General features: G+C 60.1%; 11 protein-coding genes. 8 read left to right on the top strand and 3 right to left on the bottom strand.

Annotated elements, in window-relative coordinates:
* Nucleotides 1–30: 30 nt before the first annotated feature.
* A complete protein-coding gene (locus tag CFE428DRAFT_RS16925; RefSeq protein WP_237705518.1) occupies nt 31–2,187 on the bottom strand; it encodes an ATP-binding cassette domain-containing protein in 2,157 nt (718 codons plus the stop codon).
* Nucleotides 2,165–3,667: a hypothetical protein gene (locus CFE428DRAFT_RS39865; RefSeq protein WP_006980823.1), complete on the bottom strand. Its 1,503-nt coding sequence runs from the start codon at nt 3,665–3,667 to the stop codon at nt 2,165–2,167. Before CFE428DRAFT_RS39865 ends, CFE428DRAFT_RS16925 begins: the two co-directional genes overlap by 23 nt.
* A gap of 436 nt (nt 3,668–4,103) precedes the next feature.
* Between CFE428DRAFT_RS39865 and ftsH the strand changes: the two genes are divergently transcribed.
* The 7 genes from ftsH to CFE428DRAFT_RS16885 all read left to right on the top strand — a co-directional run bounded on the left by ftsH (nt 4,104) and on the right by CFE428DRAFT_RS16885 (nt 12,970).
* The gene (gene ftsH, locus CFE428DRAFT_RS16915) at nt 4,104–5,936 is read left to right on the top strand and encodes an ATP-dependent zinc metalloprotease FtsH (protein WP_006980822.1); all 1,833 of its coding nucleotides are present in this window, start codon (nt 4,104–4,106) and stop codon (nt 5,934–5,936) included.
* 363 nt (nt 5,937–6,299) lie between these two features.
* Nucleotides 6,300–6,752, top strand: a complete 453-nt coding sequence (locus tag CFE428DRAFT_RS16910; protein ID WP_006980821.1) for a pyridoxamine 5'-phosphate oxidase family protein — start codon at nt 6,300–6,302, stop codon at nt 6,750–6,752.
* 616 nt (nt 6,753–7,368) lie between these two features.
* Complete coding sequence (locus CFE428DRAFT_RS16905) at nt 7,369–8,121, top strand: UvrB/UvrC motif-containing protein (protein WP_006980819.1); 753 nt, start codon at nt 7,369–7,371, stop codon at nt 8,119–8,121.
* 44 nt (nt 8,122–8,165) lie between these two features.
* Nucleotides 8,166–10,109, top strand: a complete 1,944-nt coding sequence (locus tag CFE428DRAFT_RS16900; RefSeq protein ID WP_157447550.1) for an ABC transporter substrate-binding protein — start codon at nt 8,166–8,168, stop codon at nt 10,107–10,109.
* A complete protein-coding gene (locus CFE428DRAFT_RS16895; protein WP_006980817.1) occupies nt 10,102–11,076 on the top strand; it encodes an ABC transporter permease in 975 nt (324 codons plus the stop codon). The genes CFE428DRAFT_RS16900 and CFE428DRAFT_RS16895 overlap by 8 nt, the downstream gene beginning before the upstream one ends.
* Nucleotides 11,077–11,080: 4 nt before the next feature.
* Nucleotides 11,081–12,118: an ABC transporter permease gene (locus tag CFE428DRAFT_RS16890; protein ID WP_006980816.1), complete on the top strand. Its 1,038-nt coding sequence runs from the start codon at nt 11,081–11,083 to the stop codon at nt 12,116–12,118.
* Nucleotides 12,119–12,121: 3 nt separating this feature from the next.
* Nucleotides 12,122–12,970, top strand: a complete 849-nt coding sequence (locus CFE428DRAFT_RS16885) for an ABC transporter ATP-binding protein (RefSeq protein WP_006980815.1) — start codon at nt 12,122–12,124, stop codon at nt 12,968–12,970.
* A 108-nt stretch (nt 12,971–13,078) separates the two neighbouring features.
* On the opposite strand, the gene CFE428DRAFT_RS16880 is transcribed toward CFE428DRAFT_RS16885, so the two are convergent.
* The gene (locus CFE428DRAFT_RS16880; RefSeq protein ID WP_006980814.1) at nt 13,079–14,290 is read right to left on the bottom strand and encodes an alkaline phosphatase; all 1,212 of its coding nucleotides are present in this window, start codon (nt 14,288–14,290) and stop codon (nt 13,079–13,081) included.
* A gap of 817 nt (nt 14,291–15,107) precedes the next feature.
* Between CFE428DRAFT_RS16880 and CFE428DRAFT_RS16875 the strand changes: the two genes are divergently transcribed.
* Nucleotides 15,108–15,680, top strand: a complete 573-nt coding sequence (locus CFE428DRAFT_RS16875; protein ID WP_006980813.1) for a transglutaminase-like domain-containing protein — start codon at nt 15,108–15,110, stop codon at nt 15,678–15,680.
* Nucleotides 15,681–15,740 lie beyond the last annotated feature (60 nt).

Genomic DNA, 15,740 nt, shown 5'->3' with positions numbered 1-15,740 from the left:
AGAATACGCTCCGATTCGGAGCGCGTTCCGTTAATTTCGCGATCGCGTGCGGAGCTGGCGCTTCAAGACACCGTAGAGGATCGCCATCAAACCGAGCGATGAACCGACGAGGATCGTCGTCGCGTAGGTGAGCACGCTGATGCGCAGCATGTAATAGTGCCCGAAGATGTACATGTCGTAGTGCTTCTCCGGGCTGAAGAAGACATTGATGGCGCGCAGGCGGCGGTAGTCGTTTTGCTCCGTCTCCGCCTTGGCCACGAGGTCGGTCACCTTCTGGTTCGTGTAAAGACGCTCCGCCGTCACCCCGGAATGGCTCTTCAGCGCGCCGGCATCGAGCGGTTTGCCGTCGAGGATTTCATCCACGCGCTTCAGCTTCTTCTCAATGTCCCGCGGCGTCGCCGCCTCCAGGCCGCTGAGCAAGGCGAGCGTGTCCTTCAGGTCTTCGAGTCGTGCGGCTTCGGCGTCGGAGCGGTTCTTCTTGGACACGAGATCGTCCATCTGTTTTTGCAGACGGTCCTGCCGGATTGTCAGCGGATTGAGCTTCGCCTGCGCCACGATCAACGCCTCGTAACTATAGTGCGTCGCCACAAAGCGGCTGATTAACGGCACACGCAACGCCGAGTCGTCACGCCTCCCCTGCGCGCTCGCTTCGGGATGCCGGGTCAGCCAGCGTTTGAAGCCGTAGATGAAATCCATGTCGCGATTCATCTCCTCGTATTTGATCAACGCGCCACCAAAGATGAGCTGCGGAATCAAGACCAGCGGCACGAAATTCGCCGCCGTCTTCGCATCGGCCACGATCGAGGAGATGACCAGGCCGAGACTCGTCCCGCTGGCCGCGGTGATGAACATGAAGAAGAAATATTCCCAGAACATCCCGCGGATCATCAGGATCTTGTTCCCGACGAGCACAAACAAGATGCATTGCACCGCGGAGAAGAGCGCCAGCGTGGTGAACTTCGCGAAGATGTAGTACGGCAGCTTGACGTCGAGATTGCGCTCGCGATGCAGCACCACGCGATCGCGAATGATGTCATCCACGCTATTCATCAGGGCGAGGAACATCGCCACGAGCAGGCTGATGAAGATGTAAGTGGGAATGTGAAACGCGCTGGCGAAATCGTACTTGCCCGATTCGTCGTCGGTGAAATAGAGCGCCCAACCGATGATCGCCGCGAGCGCCGGCGCCACGAGCAGCGTGATGATGAGATTTCCCCGGTTGCGCACCTTCGACATGAAGGCGCGGCGGACGAGCGTGCGAAATTGCGTCCACTCGTCGTGCCAGCGAATCGGTTCCTTCTTGCGCAGCGGCGGGATGGCCGGCAAGGGCTGCGGCCCCTGCTTGCGCAGGTTCACCTGCTTCATGTCCTGCAGCAGGCGGAAGCTCTCGTATTTGTCCCGCCAGTAATCCGGCGAGAAGCGGCGCGCGGGCACGAGTTGTCCCTGGCTGTTTTCCTCGTAAATGATGTCGCCGCTCAGGTCGCGCAACGGCGTCTCCAGCACGTCGAAGATAAATTCCGGCCGGGTCGTGCCGCACGCGGGGCAACCTCCGAGTTCCGTGCCGAAGTGCTGTTCGTGCTCCGCCGCCGCAAAGTAGCTGAGCATCTCGGTCGGCGTGCCGTAGAAGACCATGCGCCCGCCCTTGTCGAGCAGCAGCGCCTTGGAAAACATCTGGAACAGCTTCGAGGTCGGCTGATGCAGCGTCACCAGCACGATCTTGTTGTGCGCCATCGAGCGAATGATCTCGATGACGTGCTCGCTGTCCTTCGAGCTCAGGCCGCTGGTCGGTTCATCGAAGAGATACACATCCGCGCTGGAGACCATATCGAGGCCGATGTTCAGGCGCTTGCGCTCACCGCCGGAGAGCGTCTTCTTGATCGCGCTGCCCACGATATTGTCCCGCCGTTCGCTGAGCCCGAGTTCGGTCAGCTTGCCTTCGATACGCCGTCCGCGATCCCGGCGTGACAGGTGCGGCGAGCGAATCGCCGCGGCAAAACTCATGTTTTCCTCGATCGTCAGATGATCGTCGAAGGCGTCATCCTGCGGGATGTAACTCACGAAACGCCGCAGTTGCTCAACATTATCGTAGAGCGATTGCCCGTTGAGCAGGATCTCCCCCTGGCTGGGCTGAAGCTGCCCGGAAAGCGCGCGCAGCAGCGTCGATTTACCCGAACCGCTCGCGCCCATCACGCAGACCATTTCGCCGCGATTCACGCTGAAGGAAATGCCATCGAGGCCGGTGTCGTGCTTGCCAAAGCGATGGGTCACGTCCCGCACTTCCAGGCTGGAAATGATGTTGCGCTCCTCCTCGATGATCCGTTCGGCGAAGTTGCAGCGCAGCACCTGGCCCGGTATCGATGCGGATGGTGTCGCCGTCCTTTAAATCCGCCGTCTGCCGCACCGGCGTCTCATCAACGAGGATCGGCCGATCCGCATGGATCACCTCCAGCTTGCCCACGCGACTTTCGTAATCGCAAAGAATCTTGAGCAGCACATCCCCGCTCGTGCCGGGGGAGAGCAGGATGTCATCGACATCAAGCAGCGAGGGGTTGTTCGAGACCAGATAGCCGGTCTTGTAAGCCTTGAGCTGGAAACGCCCACCGAGCGCCCGGGCGCGCCTGCGCAATTCATTCAGCGGCAGCTCCGAGTCGTTATGGAAGACGATCTTATCGTCGAGCGTCGCCTCGATGATCGTGCCGTAGCGCAAGGCAACGCCATTGAGCAGCGCATCGACATCCTTCAACGCGCGCACCTGCACCTTGAGGCCGAATTTCACCTCGAGACACGATTCGCGCGAACGCTCCTTCTCGAGCTGCACCTCGTCGTTGTGATCGATCGACAGATAGATCTGCGCGAGGGCGACATTCTTCTTCGCGTTAAAGTAATAGGCGAGATCCTGGTAAGTGAGCACCTGCTCGCCGAGCACGATGCGTTGCCCGGAATACACGCGGCAAAACGCTCCCGGCCCCAGCGGACGCCCCCGCACCACGATGCCCTTCGAGCTCTGGTTCTTGAGCAAAATGAGATCGTGATACCGAAACGCCACCAACCGCTCGTTCCCCGCCAACCCTTTCAGCTTCACGTCGGACTGCCCATTGGAGCCAAAGGTCAGCGATTCCAAGGGAGACTGCCCCTGCTGATAGATATTCTTGTCCGTATCCTCAGCGGCATTGAGCTGATAAACGATGTCGATCGCTTGTGCCGCCATCCCCAGCTGCGTCATGAACGAATAGAACGTCACCACCTGCTGCTGCTCCATCCCAGCCTTGGAAATAAGGTCGTAGAGCTGCACCCCGAGCATCACCTTGCGCTCCGTGCTCAGTTCGCCCGCCAGCTTCTTGGCCATGGCCCCGAGGTCCTGGTTTTCGTTCAGCGCCTGGCGGAAGAGCTTGCGCAGCTCGGAATACACCGCCTCCGGGTAGTCATAGCGGAGAAAGCCCAGCGAGGAGTCGATTTCTTCCTCCAGCACCTCGCCGTTGGCCTTGGAAAAGGCCGCGAGCACCTGGATGAGCAGCGGGAGCAGGTTCGGGCTCTCCGTCACCGTCCGCGGCTTGCGCATCCACCGGCGGCTCACATTCTCCGCGATCCGGCGCACCCGTTGTAAAAGCGGGAGGGCAGGCGGCTTCTCGCTGAGAGTTTTAGCGTAACCGTGGTCTGATGTGCTCATTAAGGGTTGGCCGGAATCACTTTTCGAAAGGACGCGGGGTGAAGGGTGGAGAGACTGAAGGGCTGGAACTCCAACCTGTATCCTTCATACTTCCTCGCGCCGCCTTCCAATAAAAAATACTCGCGGTTGACCAAATGTCGATCCGCCCTAGGTTTCGGCGCCGGTTGTCACCCATTGCGTTCGCTGCCTCGTTCAGTTACGTTGTTGTGTTTCGCTCAGGCAACCAGACCACTAGTAATATGGCTCAACCCGATCCACGCTCACCCAAAGGCAACCGCCCACCCAACAACAATGGTGGCAACGGGCCGACCGAACCACCCTTCAATTGGAGAGCGCTCCTCTTGGTGGCTGCGGCTATCGGTCTCCTTTGTCTCGCCTACGTCTTCAAAAACGGACCGATGGAGAACCACGGTCGCCTTATCCGCAGTTCAAGGAGATGCTGGAAAAAGACCAGATCGCCAAAGACAGGGGCATCGAACTGATTTCCGAACCCGGCAGCGCTACCGATTACCTCGGCTTCTGGAAAAAGCCCACTCCGCCCGCCACGCAGCCGGAGAAATACAAGACGCAGGTCAATCTGGAGTACAACAAGTACCTTCAGTGGACCCTGGAGGATAAATACGGGATCGCGGTCACTCCGAAATCCGACAGCAATCTCGTCCTGAGCACGCTGCTGGGCATGACCCCGATCCTGCTCTTCCTGCTGCTCCTCTATTTCTTCTTCCGCCAGCAGATCCGCATGGCCGGCAAGGGCGCGCTGAACTTTGGCAAGTCCAAGGCCCGCATGCTCTCGCGCGACAAGAACAAGATCACCTTCAAGGACGTGGCCGGGGTCGAGGAAGCCAAGGAGGAAGTCACCGAGATCGTCGAGTTCCTGCGCGATCCGAAGAAATTCCAGAAGCTCGGCGGACGCATTCCCAAAGGCGTGCTCATGGTCGGCTCGCCCGGCACGGGCAAGACGCTGCTCGCCCGCGCCATCGCCGGCGAGGCGGATGTGCCGTTCTTCTCCATTAGCGGTTCGGATTTCGTGGAAATGTTCGTCGGCGTCGGCGCCAGCCGCGTGCGCGACATGTTCGAGCAGGGTAAGAAATCCGCGCCGTGCCTCATCTTCATCGATGAAATCGACGCCGTGGGCCGTCATCGCGGACACGGCATGGGCGGCGGTCACGACGAGCGCGAGCAGACGCTGAACGCGTTGCTCGTCGAGATGGACGGCTTCGATACTCAGGAAGGCGTCATCATCATCGCCGCGACCAACCGTCCCGACGTGCTCGATCCCGCGCTCCTGCGCCCGGGCCGTTTCGATCGCCAGGTCACCGTCCCGCTGCCCGACGTGAAGGGCCGCGAGGAAATCCTGCGCGTGCACGCCAAGAAGGTGAAGCTCGCCGAGGATGTCGACCTTTCCGTCACCGCCCGCGGTACGCCCGGTTTCTCCGGCGCAGAGCTGGCGAACGTCATCAACGAAGCCGCCCTCATCGCCGCCCGTCGTGGCCTGAAAGCCATCACGCAGGATGAGTTCGAAGAAGCGCGCGACAAGGTGCGCTGGGGCCGGGAGCGCCGCAGCCTCGCCATGAGCGACAAGGAAAAGGAAAACACCGCTTACCACGAAGCCGGCCATGCCCTGCTCTGCGAGCTGGTCGAATACATGGACCCGCTGCACAAGGTCACGATCATCCCGCGCGGCCCGTCGCTCGGTTCCACGATGTATCTGCCGACGGAGGACAAGTATACGCACCGCAAACGGGAACTGCTCGACCGCCTGGTGGTCATCATGGGCGGCCGCGTCGCAGAAGAGCTGATCTTCGGCGATGTGACCAATGGCGCCCGTGGCGACATCGGCCAGGCGACGGGTATCGCCCGCAAGATGGTCTGCGAATGGGGCATGAGCGAGAAGATGGGCATGGTCGAGTACGGCCAGCATGAAGACCACGTCTTCCTCGCCCGCGACCTCGGTCACCAGCGCGAATACAGTGAAGCCACGGCCCTGGAAATCGACACCGAAGTCCGCAAACTGTGCGACGACGCTTACGCTCGCGCGGTGAAGCTGCTCACCGATGGTCGCAGCAAGCTGGAAGCGATCGCCAAGGCGCTGCTCGAATATGAGACGCTGGACCGAAAGCAAATCCGCGAGCTCATGGATCACGGCCGCATCATCACCCCGCCGCCGGCGGCCAAGCCGCCACGCGCCGAGCCCCCGCCGCTCACCCGCGCGCAGGGCACGACCATCGCGCCGGATTATCCGCCCGGCCTGACGGAAGCCCCGGCATAGCAGGGAGACAAATCAGAAGATTCAAAAGCGGCGCAGTTGAAAAACTGCGCCGCTTTTCTTTTTCCGGGTTCTTTTGTGTGTGATTTGGAGCGGGGCGCCCCGATGGCGAGGTGGCGGGGCACGGAGTCGAAAGCCGGGGCTTCGAGACGCCGCTTTACCAGAGGCTATCGCTGGTTGTTCGACCGGGTTCTTCGACTGCGTTCCGGTCGTTACACTCCCTCCACTTCGCTCAGAATGACCGCGAGGAGGGCGGCTTATTTATTTAGCGTGGCAAGCTCCGGCATCCATCGCTTGCGAATCATTCGATGAAATCACCGCACAAAGGTACTTCATCCTTCCGCCTTCCTCCTTCATCCTTCCCCCATGTCCGGCCCGACCCCCAAGCCGTTTACGAAAGAGGAGCTTCCCTCGCTCGCGCGCAATGTCATCCAACGCGCGAAGTTCCCGCAACTAGCGACCATCGATGGCGACCAACCTCGCGTCCGCCCAGTCTCGCCCGTGCGGGTGGATGACGATTTCACCATCTACGTTGCCAACCTGCGCAGCTACGGCAAAACGCACGAGATCGCCGCGAATCCCAAGGTCGAGCTCAACTATCTGGACGACGACCATGACCAGGTGCGAATCACCGGCGTCGCCGAGGTCCTGACCGACAGCGCGATTCTGCACGAAATCTGGGAGCACAATGCGCTGCTCCGCCGGTATCTCGGTTCGCCGGATAATCCCGAGCTGATCATCTACCGCATCCGCCCGAATCGCGTCCGCTTCATGCGCGAATGGGCGTTGGAATATCACGACGTGCCGCTATCGGAATAGGGCGGCACACGGAATCTTCGGAGGGAAGCGCTCCTGCGCGATCCCCCACTTTGTCCAGCCGCGCCCCAGAAAAACGGGGAACTCGCAGGAGCGCATCCCTTCGCGTTCGCCTCGCGCAACCGCCAGTTTCGTTGAACCTGGCTGCAACTTCCTTGAACTCGTCTACAACCCGGAAGTAGCGATTTTCTTGATTTCAAGCAAAAACAGCACCTTTGCGACTAAGGCGATTCACGCGCGCGGGTTGAGTCTGGCAGAGGGGAAACAATCCCTCTTCCACCATGCTTTGGAGCCTCTTCATTAAAATCTACGCCACTGCGGCGATCAGCTACGTTTTCGTGGCTGCTGGCTACTTTTCGTGGCGGCACTGGGCGCGGAAATAATCCTCCGCATCCACCCGCACGGTTAGCCCCCGCGTGCTTGCTGGCTGCCATCTTTGTCTTCGGCTGTCCCCCCAGACACCCGCCCGGCGACCATCCACCCGCCGACTCGCGAATCTCCCTTAGCGGGTCGAACGCGTCCCGCGACTTTCTGTCCAATTCTGCGGGTAAATTAAGACACGACACCTTGCCTGCGTTCATTGACAAAGCGACAGGGCGTTCCAATACTGCTTTCAAACATGAGTCTCGATTTGAACGATCTGCTGCGCGATTGGCCGCATGAGCCCGGCATGATCAAGGTACGCAAAATACTGGGCAGCGACGGCAAGGAGAAAATCCAGCTGCGGATCGACCTTGGCCTCATTCAAATGGAAACGTCTGGCCGCCCGGACGGACAGGAGCCTCATGATTGCGAATCCCTGCTCGAGTATCACCAGCAGCGCGCCAAGCGGAACGAGAAAAAGGGCGAGAAATACGCGCTCGATGCCGAGGAAGTCGGCGAGCTCCAGCAGGAGGGCATCCAGTATTACCACCGCTACATTTCCCTTTTTCAGCTCAGCGACTACGTAGGCGTCATTCGCGATACCCAGCGGAACATCGACATGTTCAATTTCGTCTCCGAGCACGCCCAACCCGAGGAACTGGCCCAATCGGTCGAGCAATTCACGCCCTATGTGCTGATGATGCAGACCCGCGCCAAGGCTTCGATCGAACTCGAGCGCGAGGAATTCGCCACCGCGGTGAAGAAGATCGAGGAAGGCATCGAGCAAATCCGCGCCTTTTACGAAGGAATGGAAAACCCTGAGGCTGGGGCCAACAGCCCGGAGCTCGGTTTCCTTACGGAATGGGTGGAGGAAGTGCGCGCCAAGCAACCGCTGACCAAGCTGGAGAAGATGCGGCGCGAAATGGACAAGGCCATCGCCAACGAGGCCTACGAACGCGCCGCCGAGCTGCGCGATCTCATCCGCCAACAGCAGCAAAATAAAAAGTAATGCCCTCGCGGCGGCCCCCCCTCCTCCGCGCTTGCGCGCTCCTGTTGCTCTCGCTGACCGCGACTTTCTTCGCGGGCTGTGGGAATGACCCTAATCTCCAGCCCGAGCACGAAAAGCGAGCTGACGGCTCGCCGTGGCAGGTGCGTTACAGCTACATGCCGGATGATCCCCGGTCGCTCGATCCGCAGTTCGCCTACGACCAGATGAGCCGACGGCTGCTCGAGCCTGTGGTGGATACGCTGCTCGAGTATCATCCTTTCAAAACGGACCCGTATGAGGTGATGCCCTCGCTGCTCGCCTCCATGCCCGAGCGGGTGAAGAATCCAGACGGGACCGAGACCTACGTCTGCCAACTCAAACGCGGGATTCTTTTCCACAACGACCCCTGCTTCCCCAACGGCAAAGGCCGCGAGCTCACCGTCCAAGACGTGGAGTACGGCTGGAAGCGCATGGTCGATCCCAAGGTCGAGTGCCCGGCGCTTTCGTCATTGCAGGATTATCTCGTGGGCTTTGGCGAAGCCTACGAAACGGCGAAGAAGGCCGATGCCCTCGACTATAGCAAGCCGCTGAAGTGTTTCGAAATCGTCGATGACCAGACCTTCAAGGTGCATCTGCTCAAGCCCTATCCGCAGATCATCTATTGGATGGCGATGCACTTCATGTCGCCCGTCGCGCACGAGGCGGTCGAATACTACGACGGCAAGGAGCACCCGGACGCCAACGGAAAAATGGTGCTGCGGCCCGCGTTCAAGTGGCACCCCGTGGGCACCGGCGCCTTCCAACTGGTGGAATACGAGCCGGCCTCGCGCGCCCGGCTGGTGCGCAATCCGAATTACCACACCGTCGTTTTCCCCAGCGACGGCTACCCACCCGACCGCGCCGATTTCCTCAAGCAATTCGCCGGCATGCCCGTGCCGCTGGTCGACGAAATCCAGGTCACCATCTTCCGCGAGCAGACGCCGATTCCGGTGCTGTTCAATCAGGGCTATCTCGACTCGATGGGCGTGAGCAAGGACGCCTTCAATCGCGTGGTCACGACGGCCCAGGAACTCACGCCCGAATACAAAAAACGCGGCGTCGCTCTGGAGAAGGACCTCGACGTCTCGACGTTCTTCATCTCGCTGAACATGGAGGATCCGGTCATCGGCACGAACAAGAAACTGCGCCAGGCCCTCTCCTGCTCCTACGATGGCCAGAGCTACGTGGACATTTTCTGGAACGGTGTTTCGCCGGTCGCGCAGCAGCTCATGCCGCCGGGCATTTTCGGTTACGACAAGAACTACCAGAACCCCTACGGCTACGATCTGGAAAAGGCGAAGCGCCTGCTGGCGGAAGCGGGCTATCCGGGCGGCATTGACTCAAAGACCGGCCGCCGGCTCGAGCTAAACATGGAGGCGAGCGCGAATGGCTCCGAAGAACGGCAGATGACCGAGTTTGTGCAGAAAGGTTTCGAAGCACTCGGCATCAAGGTCAACGTGGTGGAAAACACCTTTGCCGAACTGCTGAGAAAGGAAGACGCCGGCAAATTCCAAATCCTCGAGGGCACGGGCTGGGGCGCGGATTATCCTGATCCGGAGAATTTCTACATGCTACTCAACAGCCGGAATTTTCCGCCGGAAGGCAAAAACGTCAGCCGCTACAAGAACCCGGAGTTTGACAAGCTCTTCGATAAAATGGCGACGATGGATAACTCGCCCGAGCGCCTCCAGATCGTCAACCATCTCCGCGACATGATCGGGGAGGATTGCCCGCAGATCTTTACCTTCCACAAGGCCTTTTTCACGACCATCAACCCCTGGGCGCAGCGCACGAGCACGAACATGCTCCTCGAGGGCGCGTTCAAGTATCAGCAGGTCGATCCCGTGATGCGCGCCAAGCTGCAACGCGAATGGAATCGCACGCCGAAATGGCCACCTTTCGTGCTGGTGCTGCTCATCGCCGGCGCCGCCGGTTACGCCATCCGCCTCAACCGTAAACGCAATGTTTAGCTATCTCATTCGACGGCTGCTTTACGCGATCCCGATTCTCTTCGGGGTGATGCTCATCACGTTTCTGCTCTTCTTCGTCGTCCAGCCGCCGTACGCCCGCGCGCGCGCCATCCTCGGCGAAAAGGCCCGGCCGGCACAGGTCCAGCAATGGCTGCACGATCACGGCTACGACAAGCCGACTTACCTCAACACCAAGCCCGGCCAGCATCTGTTCGACTCGCTGTTCGTGAATCAGATGAAACGCCTGATCACGTTTGATTTCGGCGTCTCGGACAAGACGAGCCTGCCGATCGCGAAAACATTTACCGACGGCGTCATCCCGTCGCTCTGTCTCACGCTGCCCGCCTTCGTCATCGGCTTCATCATGGCGGTGACGCTTTCGCTCTACCAGGTCTTCATTCGCTATTCGGCGCTCGATCGTTTCGGAGTGTTCCTCTGTGTCGCGCTCATGAGCATTCCGCCGATGATTTATATGTTTGTCGGGCAACGGGTGCTGGCCATGCAGCTCAATTATTTCCCGGCTTACGGCTTCGACCTGCGCGGCTGGCAGACGGCCAAGTTCGTGCTGCTGCCCGTCACGCTCATGATCGTCATGTATCTCGGCAATGACGTGCGGCTCTATCGCACAATCTTCCTCGAGGAGATTACGCAGGATTATGTGCGCACCGCGCTCGCCAAGGGCGTGCCGCAATCGCGGGTGCTTTTCGTGCACGTGCTGAAAAATGGCATGATCTCGCTCATCACCCTCGTCGTCGCGCATCTGCCTTTCCTCATCATGGGCTCGCTGCTCCTGGAGAATTTCTTCGGTATTCCCGGTCTCGGCAACGCGCTCATCCATGCCATCCAGACCGGCGACGCGGCAATGACCAACGCGCTTGTCTATCTCGGCGCCCTTTTCTATCTCGCCGGGCTGATGCTCACGGACATCTGTTACGCGTTCGCCGATCCCCGTATCCGCCTGTCTTGAGCCGATGATCGAGTCCCTCCAACATTTCTTCGCCAACTGGATCACGCAGGACGTCATGGTCGTCGCGTTCTTTGCCGCAGCCATCGCGCTGCTGGTGCGCGGCTCGCGCAACGAGCGCTGGCAGCGGGCGTGGAAGTTCATGAAGGGCGATCGGCTTGGGCTCGTGGCCGGCGTCCTGATCATCGGCTATCTCATCATCGGCGGACTCGATCTCCTCAAGATCTCTCCCACCACCAGCGTCTTCGACTGGCTGGCGAACGCTGTCGTCGGCCTGCAGGATGAGCCGACCAAGGCCAGCTACAGCGCGCCTTTTGCCACGCACACTTTCTCCACGGCCAAGCCCGAACCGTTGCAGTTCCCCGGACGGCATTTCCTCGGCACGACACAGATCGGCAAAGACACCTTCATCCAGGCCTTGAAAGGCTCGAGCACGGCCCTGTTGCTCGGTGGTCTTACCAGCCTCATCTATCTGCCGCTCGGCATTCTGCTGGGCATCAGCGCCGGCTACTACCGCGGCTGGGTCGACGACGCGATCCAGTACATTTACAGCACGATCATGGCGATTCCGGACATCCTGTTCCTCATCGCCTTCATCATGGTGTTTGGCAAAGGCGTCGGCACGATGTCATGGGCGCTGGCGCTCACGTCCTGGATCAGCCTCTGCCGTCTGCTCCGCGGCGAAACGATGCGCCTCACCGAACGGCAATTCATCTCCGCCGCGCGGGCGCTGGGGCAGAGCCATTGGAACATCATCACCCGGCACCTGTTGCCGAACGTGATGCATCTCGTGCTGATTAATTTCGTGCTCGGATTTTCCGGCGTCGTCCTCACCGAGGCGATCCTCAGCTATCTTGGCGTCGGCACGCCGATCGGCACCGCCAGCTGGGGTCAGATGATCGATGGCGCGCGCGGGGAATTGAGCCGCGAGCCGGTGGTGTGGTGGAACGTGTCTGCCGCGACCGTGGCGCTCTTCGGCCTCGTGCTTTCGCTCAATCTTTTCGCCGACTCCCTCCGTCGCGCCTTCGACCCGAAACGCTCCTAAGCCATGCCCGATCCGACCTTTCTCGAAATCAAAAATCTCGCGATCGATTTTGTCACCGAGACCGCGACCGTGGAGGCGGTGAAGGGCATTTCTCTTTCCATCGCACGCGGCGAGACGCTGGCCATCGTCGGCGAAAGCGGCAGCGGCAAAAGCGTAACCGGCCTTGCCCTCACCCGACTGCTTCCCGAGCCGCCGGCCATTTACAAATCCGGCGAAATCCTGCTCGACGGAAAGAACGTTCTCACGATGCCGCCCCGCGAGCTGCGGACCATTCGCGGCAACAAGATCGCCTACATTTTCCAGGAACCGAGCACATCGTTGAACCCGGTCTTCACCATTCGCAACCAGATCGCCGAGGCGATCAAGCTGCATCGGACGGACGTGCGCGACATCGATGGCGAGGTCATCAAGTATCTCGATATGGTCGGCATCGTCGACCCGGAGAAACGTCTGCACGATTACCCGCACCAACTCAGCGGTGGCATGCAGCAGCGAGTGATGATCGCCATGGCGCTCTCCTGCCGACCGGAATTGCTCGTGGCTGATGAGCCGACGACCGCGCTCGACGTGACGATTCAGAAACAGATCATCGATCAACTCCGCGAGCTGAAGCAACGCGTGCAGATGGCGATCATCCTGATCACGCACAACTTCGGGATCATCGGCGGCCTGGCGGATCGCGTGGCGGTGATGTTCCGTGGCAAGATCGTGGAATACGGCGAGACCCACACCGTGCTCGCCAACCCGCAGCACCCTTACACCAAGGCGCTCATCCAGTGCATCCCGCAACCGGGACAAAAGCGCCACCGGCTCACGACGATCGATCACGCCGCGCTGGAAGCGGCGGTGTAAAGAGTTCCTGATTTCCTATACCTCCTATTCCTCCCATTCCTCCTATCTGCTCGATAGGCCAAATAGGAGGAATGGGAAGAATAGGAAGTATGGGATCCTCCGGAGCGCCTACAGCGCGTCCTTCAGGATTTTGAAGATCTCGGTGTTGTCGAGAAACCCGCGCAATCTCTCCGAGCCCGCCCCCTGCCCCACGGCCATCACGTCTTCCGCCGTGTTGAGCGCGGACGGTGTCTGAAATGCCGAAGGTTCGGTCTTCCCGCTGGGACCATTCGGCCCCGTAGCCCAGGTAATCGCCGGCTGCCCAGCGGCATTCACCCCGAGCAACCCCACGCCGTGATCCTGCACAAAGGGATAGCCGTTCAGACTGAAACCGCCGACCGCGTGCTTGCCCACAGACAGGATCAGCGATTTGTCGCCCGCGTATTTCATCGCCGTGGCGATAGCGTGATCGAGAGCCAGCGTCTCGGAGATGAGGCGTTCGCCTTCGTTGCGTTCCGCCGCGACCGTCGCGAGGCTCGCATCCACCACGAGCACGTAACCCTTGCCGTGCGTTTGCAGGAATTCGATCGAGCGCCGCACCATATCCGCGAGGGAAGGCTGCTGGCTGCCGGATTCAAATTGATTGCTGAAAGCCAGCGCACCGTCGCTGAAAAAACCGGCGAAGGGACCGCTCTGATACGACGCCGAATTTTCCAATTCCGCCTTGGTCCGCACCATTTCCCAACCCTTGGTCTGCAACTCCGAAAGAATATCGCGGCCGTCCTTGCGATGACCACCTTTCGCCGCCGGCAGAAACTCTCCCGCCCCACCGCACATCAGCACATCGAGATTTCCCCGATCGAGAAATTGTTGCAGCACTTGCGCACTATCGCGGGCGTCCGGCAGGTGCGCGTAGAAAGCGGCCGGCGTGGGCGCCAGCGGTGAATCCATGGTGATGAGCCCCACCGCACGGCCCTGCTGACGGGCGAGCTCCAGGAGAGAAGCGATCGGCTTGCCGGCCGCATCGACGGCGAGCTGGCGATGGCCCACGCGCGTCCCTGTGGCGAGCGCGGTGGCGGCGGCTGCGGCATCGGGCACCGCGAAATCCCGGGCGGGGTTTCTCAGCAGCGCGAGATTGGGAAAGGATTCGAGGGTCAACCGGTGGTCCGCACCTCCTTCATAGAGGCGCGCAGCGGTGATCTGCCTGGCTACCATGCCATCACTTACAAAGAGGATGATACCGAAGGTCTTGGGCGCGACCCAGTTTCTGACATAGAGGAAGCCAAAAGCCGCGAAAACCAGCAAACAGCAGAGCGCGAGCAATTGATTCCGAAGCTTCATCAGGGAAAAGGAGGGGGGGATTCAAAAGTGCGCAGCGCGGCTTGGCAATGCCGGATTACAGAGAAAACGCACGCACCCCTCAAGAGGTCGCCGTGGGCCGTTCTTTTCGAATGGGACGCGCGGCAGGGAAGCTCTGGGGGAGCGCATCCCGTCCCGGATGCTGGCGAAGGCGTCTCGCGCGTCTCGCCTTCGCGAACTTTTCGAGGACTTTTGACTATTGTCACTACCGGCGCACGGAGGGAAGTTCGTTTCAGCGAGACGCCCTTCGGCTTCGCTCAGGGCAGGCGAAACGAGCGCTCGGGACGGCCCGGATGGGTGCGCTCCCCAGAACGCGCCGTCCTCCAATTCTCAATTTCGGAGCCATGCCCGCCTTGATCTATAAGTTCTAGAATCGTGTTCCCCCCGGCATTTTGCGGCATTCGGGTCTATCGGAGCCCCTCCGGTTCTCTTTTCTGCTTTTACCTTCCATTCGGGAACCACAGCCACCTCGCGATCGCTCTTATTAACGTAACCATCTACCCGCGTTTTTGTTACGTATAATAACCTCTGTTGATTCGTGGTTACACGGAGCGAATCAGCGCCCGTTTTCTCACTCTTGAGCGCTTCCCGGGGCCGATTTTAAGGGGCTCGTTCTCGCATTTGAAATGGCTGGGACAAGGGGCGTTCCGCGCAGGCCTTCGCCCCAAGGTTGCGAACCCATCGCAAAACAATTTTCCAGAGTAAACCGGGTCTTTTTTCTAAAAATTATAGCGACCGGGCATGGGTTGGCATGATGGCAGCTATAATGTTTCTCACAATTATCAAAAGCCCACTTGATATGAAAAAAGCACTCCTTACAGCAGCCCTCTTCCTCCTCACCAAACTCGTCGTTAGCGCGGCGGTCGATCTCGGAACCTCCACGGAGCACACTCCCTACGACCGCTACATGGTCCCGGTGAAGGAAGTCCTCAGCAGCATGCACGGTGAAGCCGCCAGCATGGACAAGGTTCAGGCGGCGATGCGCGAAGGCCGCGCCTTCCACTACGCTCACACCGAGCCTTATCTCCCGGCCATGCCGCAGGAGACCGCCGCCCGCCACACGGGTGACTGCAAAGACAAGGCCCTCTGGCTGATGGATCAGATTCAAGACCCGAGCGCCCGCTTCGTGATCGGCAAGATGACCCGTGGCGCCAAGCTGAGCCACGCGTGGGTGATGTGGCAGCACGAAGGCAAGTGGTGGATCCTGGACTGCACGATGCTCAGCAAGCCGGTCGCTGCCGACAAGGTCGGTGCCAATGAATACGTCCCCCTTTACTCCTACAGCCGCGACACCGCCTTCCGCCACACCGACAAGGCCGACATGACTGTCGACGTCGCAGGCAAGGCCAAGGGCCACATCGCTTCCAACTGAGCTGACAGAAGCTCTTACTTTTTCATGGGCTGCCTGGCGCTCGGGTCTTCGGACCCGGGC

It is taken from the genome of Chthoniobacter flavus Ellin428 (assembly GCF_000173075.1).
GTDB classification, from domain to species: Bacteria; Verrucomicrobiota; Verrucomicrobiia; order Chthoniobacterales; family Chthoniobacteraceae; genus Chthoniobacter; species Chthoniobacter flavus.
The sequence above is the reverse complement of the archived record's forward strand: the minus strand, read 5'-3'. Positions and strand labels throughout refer to the sequence as shown.

Excerpts from the sequence above, each read along its gene's own strand:
- CFE428DRAFT_RS16925 (WP_237705518.1), bottom strand. The coding sequence starts at position 2,187 with ATGGGCGCGAGCGGTTCGGGTAAATCGACGCTGCTGCGCGCGCTTTCC.
- CFE428DRAFT_RS39865 (WP_006980823.1), bottom strand. The coding sequence starts at position 3,667 with ATGAGCACATCAGACCACGGTTACGCTAAAACTCTCAGCGAGAAGCCG.
- ftsH (WP_006980822.1), top strand. The coding sequence starts at position 4,104 with ATGCTGGAAAAAGACCAGATCGCCAAAGACAGGGGCATCGAACTGATT.
- CFE428DRAFT_RS16910 (WP_006980821.1), top strand. The coding sequence starts at position 6,300 with ATGTCCGGCCCGACCCCCAAGCCGTTTACGAAAGAGGAGCTTCCCTCG.
- CFE428DRAFT_RS16905 (WP_006980819.1), top strand. The coding sequence starts at position 7,369 with ATGAGTCTCGATTTGAACGATCTGCTGCGCGATTGGCCGCATGAGCCC.
- CFE428DRAFT_RS16895 (WP_006980817.1), top strand. The coding sequence starts at position 10,102 with ATGTTTAGCTATCTCATTCGACGGCTGCTTTACGCGATCCCGATTCTC.
- CFE428DRAFT_RS16890 (WP_006980816.1), top strand. The coding sequence starts at position 11,081 with ATGATCGAGTCCCTCCAACATTTCTTCGCCAACTGGATCACGCAGGAC.
- CFE428DRAFT_RS16885 (WP_006980815.1), top strand. The coding sequence starts at position 12,122 with ATGCCCGATCCGACCTTTCTCGAAATCAAAAATCTCGCGATCGATTTT.
- CFE428DRAFT_RS16880 (WP_006980814.1), bottom strand. The coding sequence starts at position 14,290 with ATGAAGCTTCGGAATCAATTGCTCGCGCTCTGCTGTTTGCTGGTTTTC.
- CFE428DRAFT_RS16875 (WP_006980813.1), top strand. The coding sequence starts at position 15,108 with ATGAAAAAAGCACTCCTTACAGCAGCCCTCTTCCTCCTCACCAAACTC.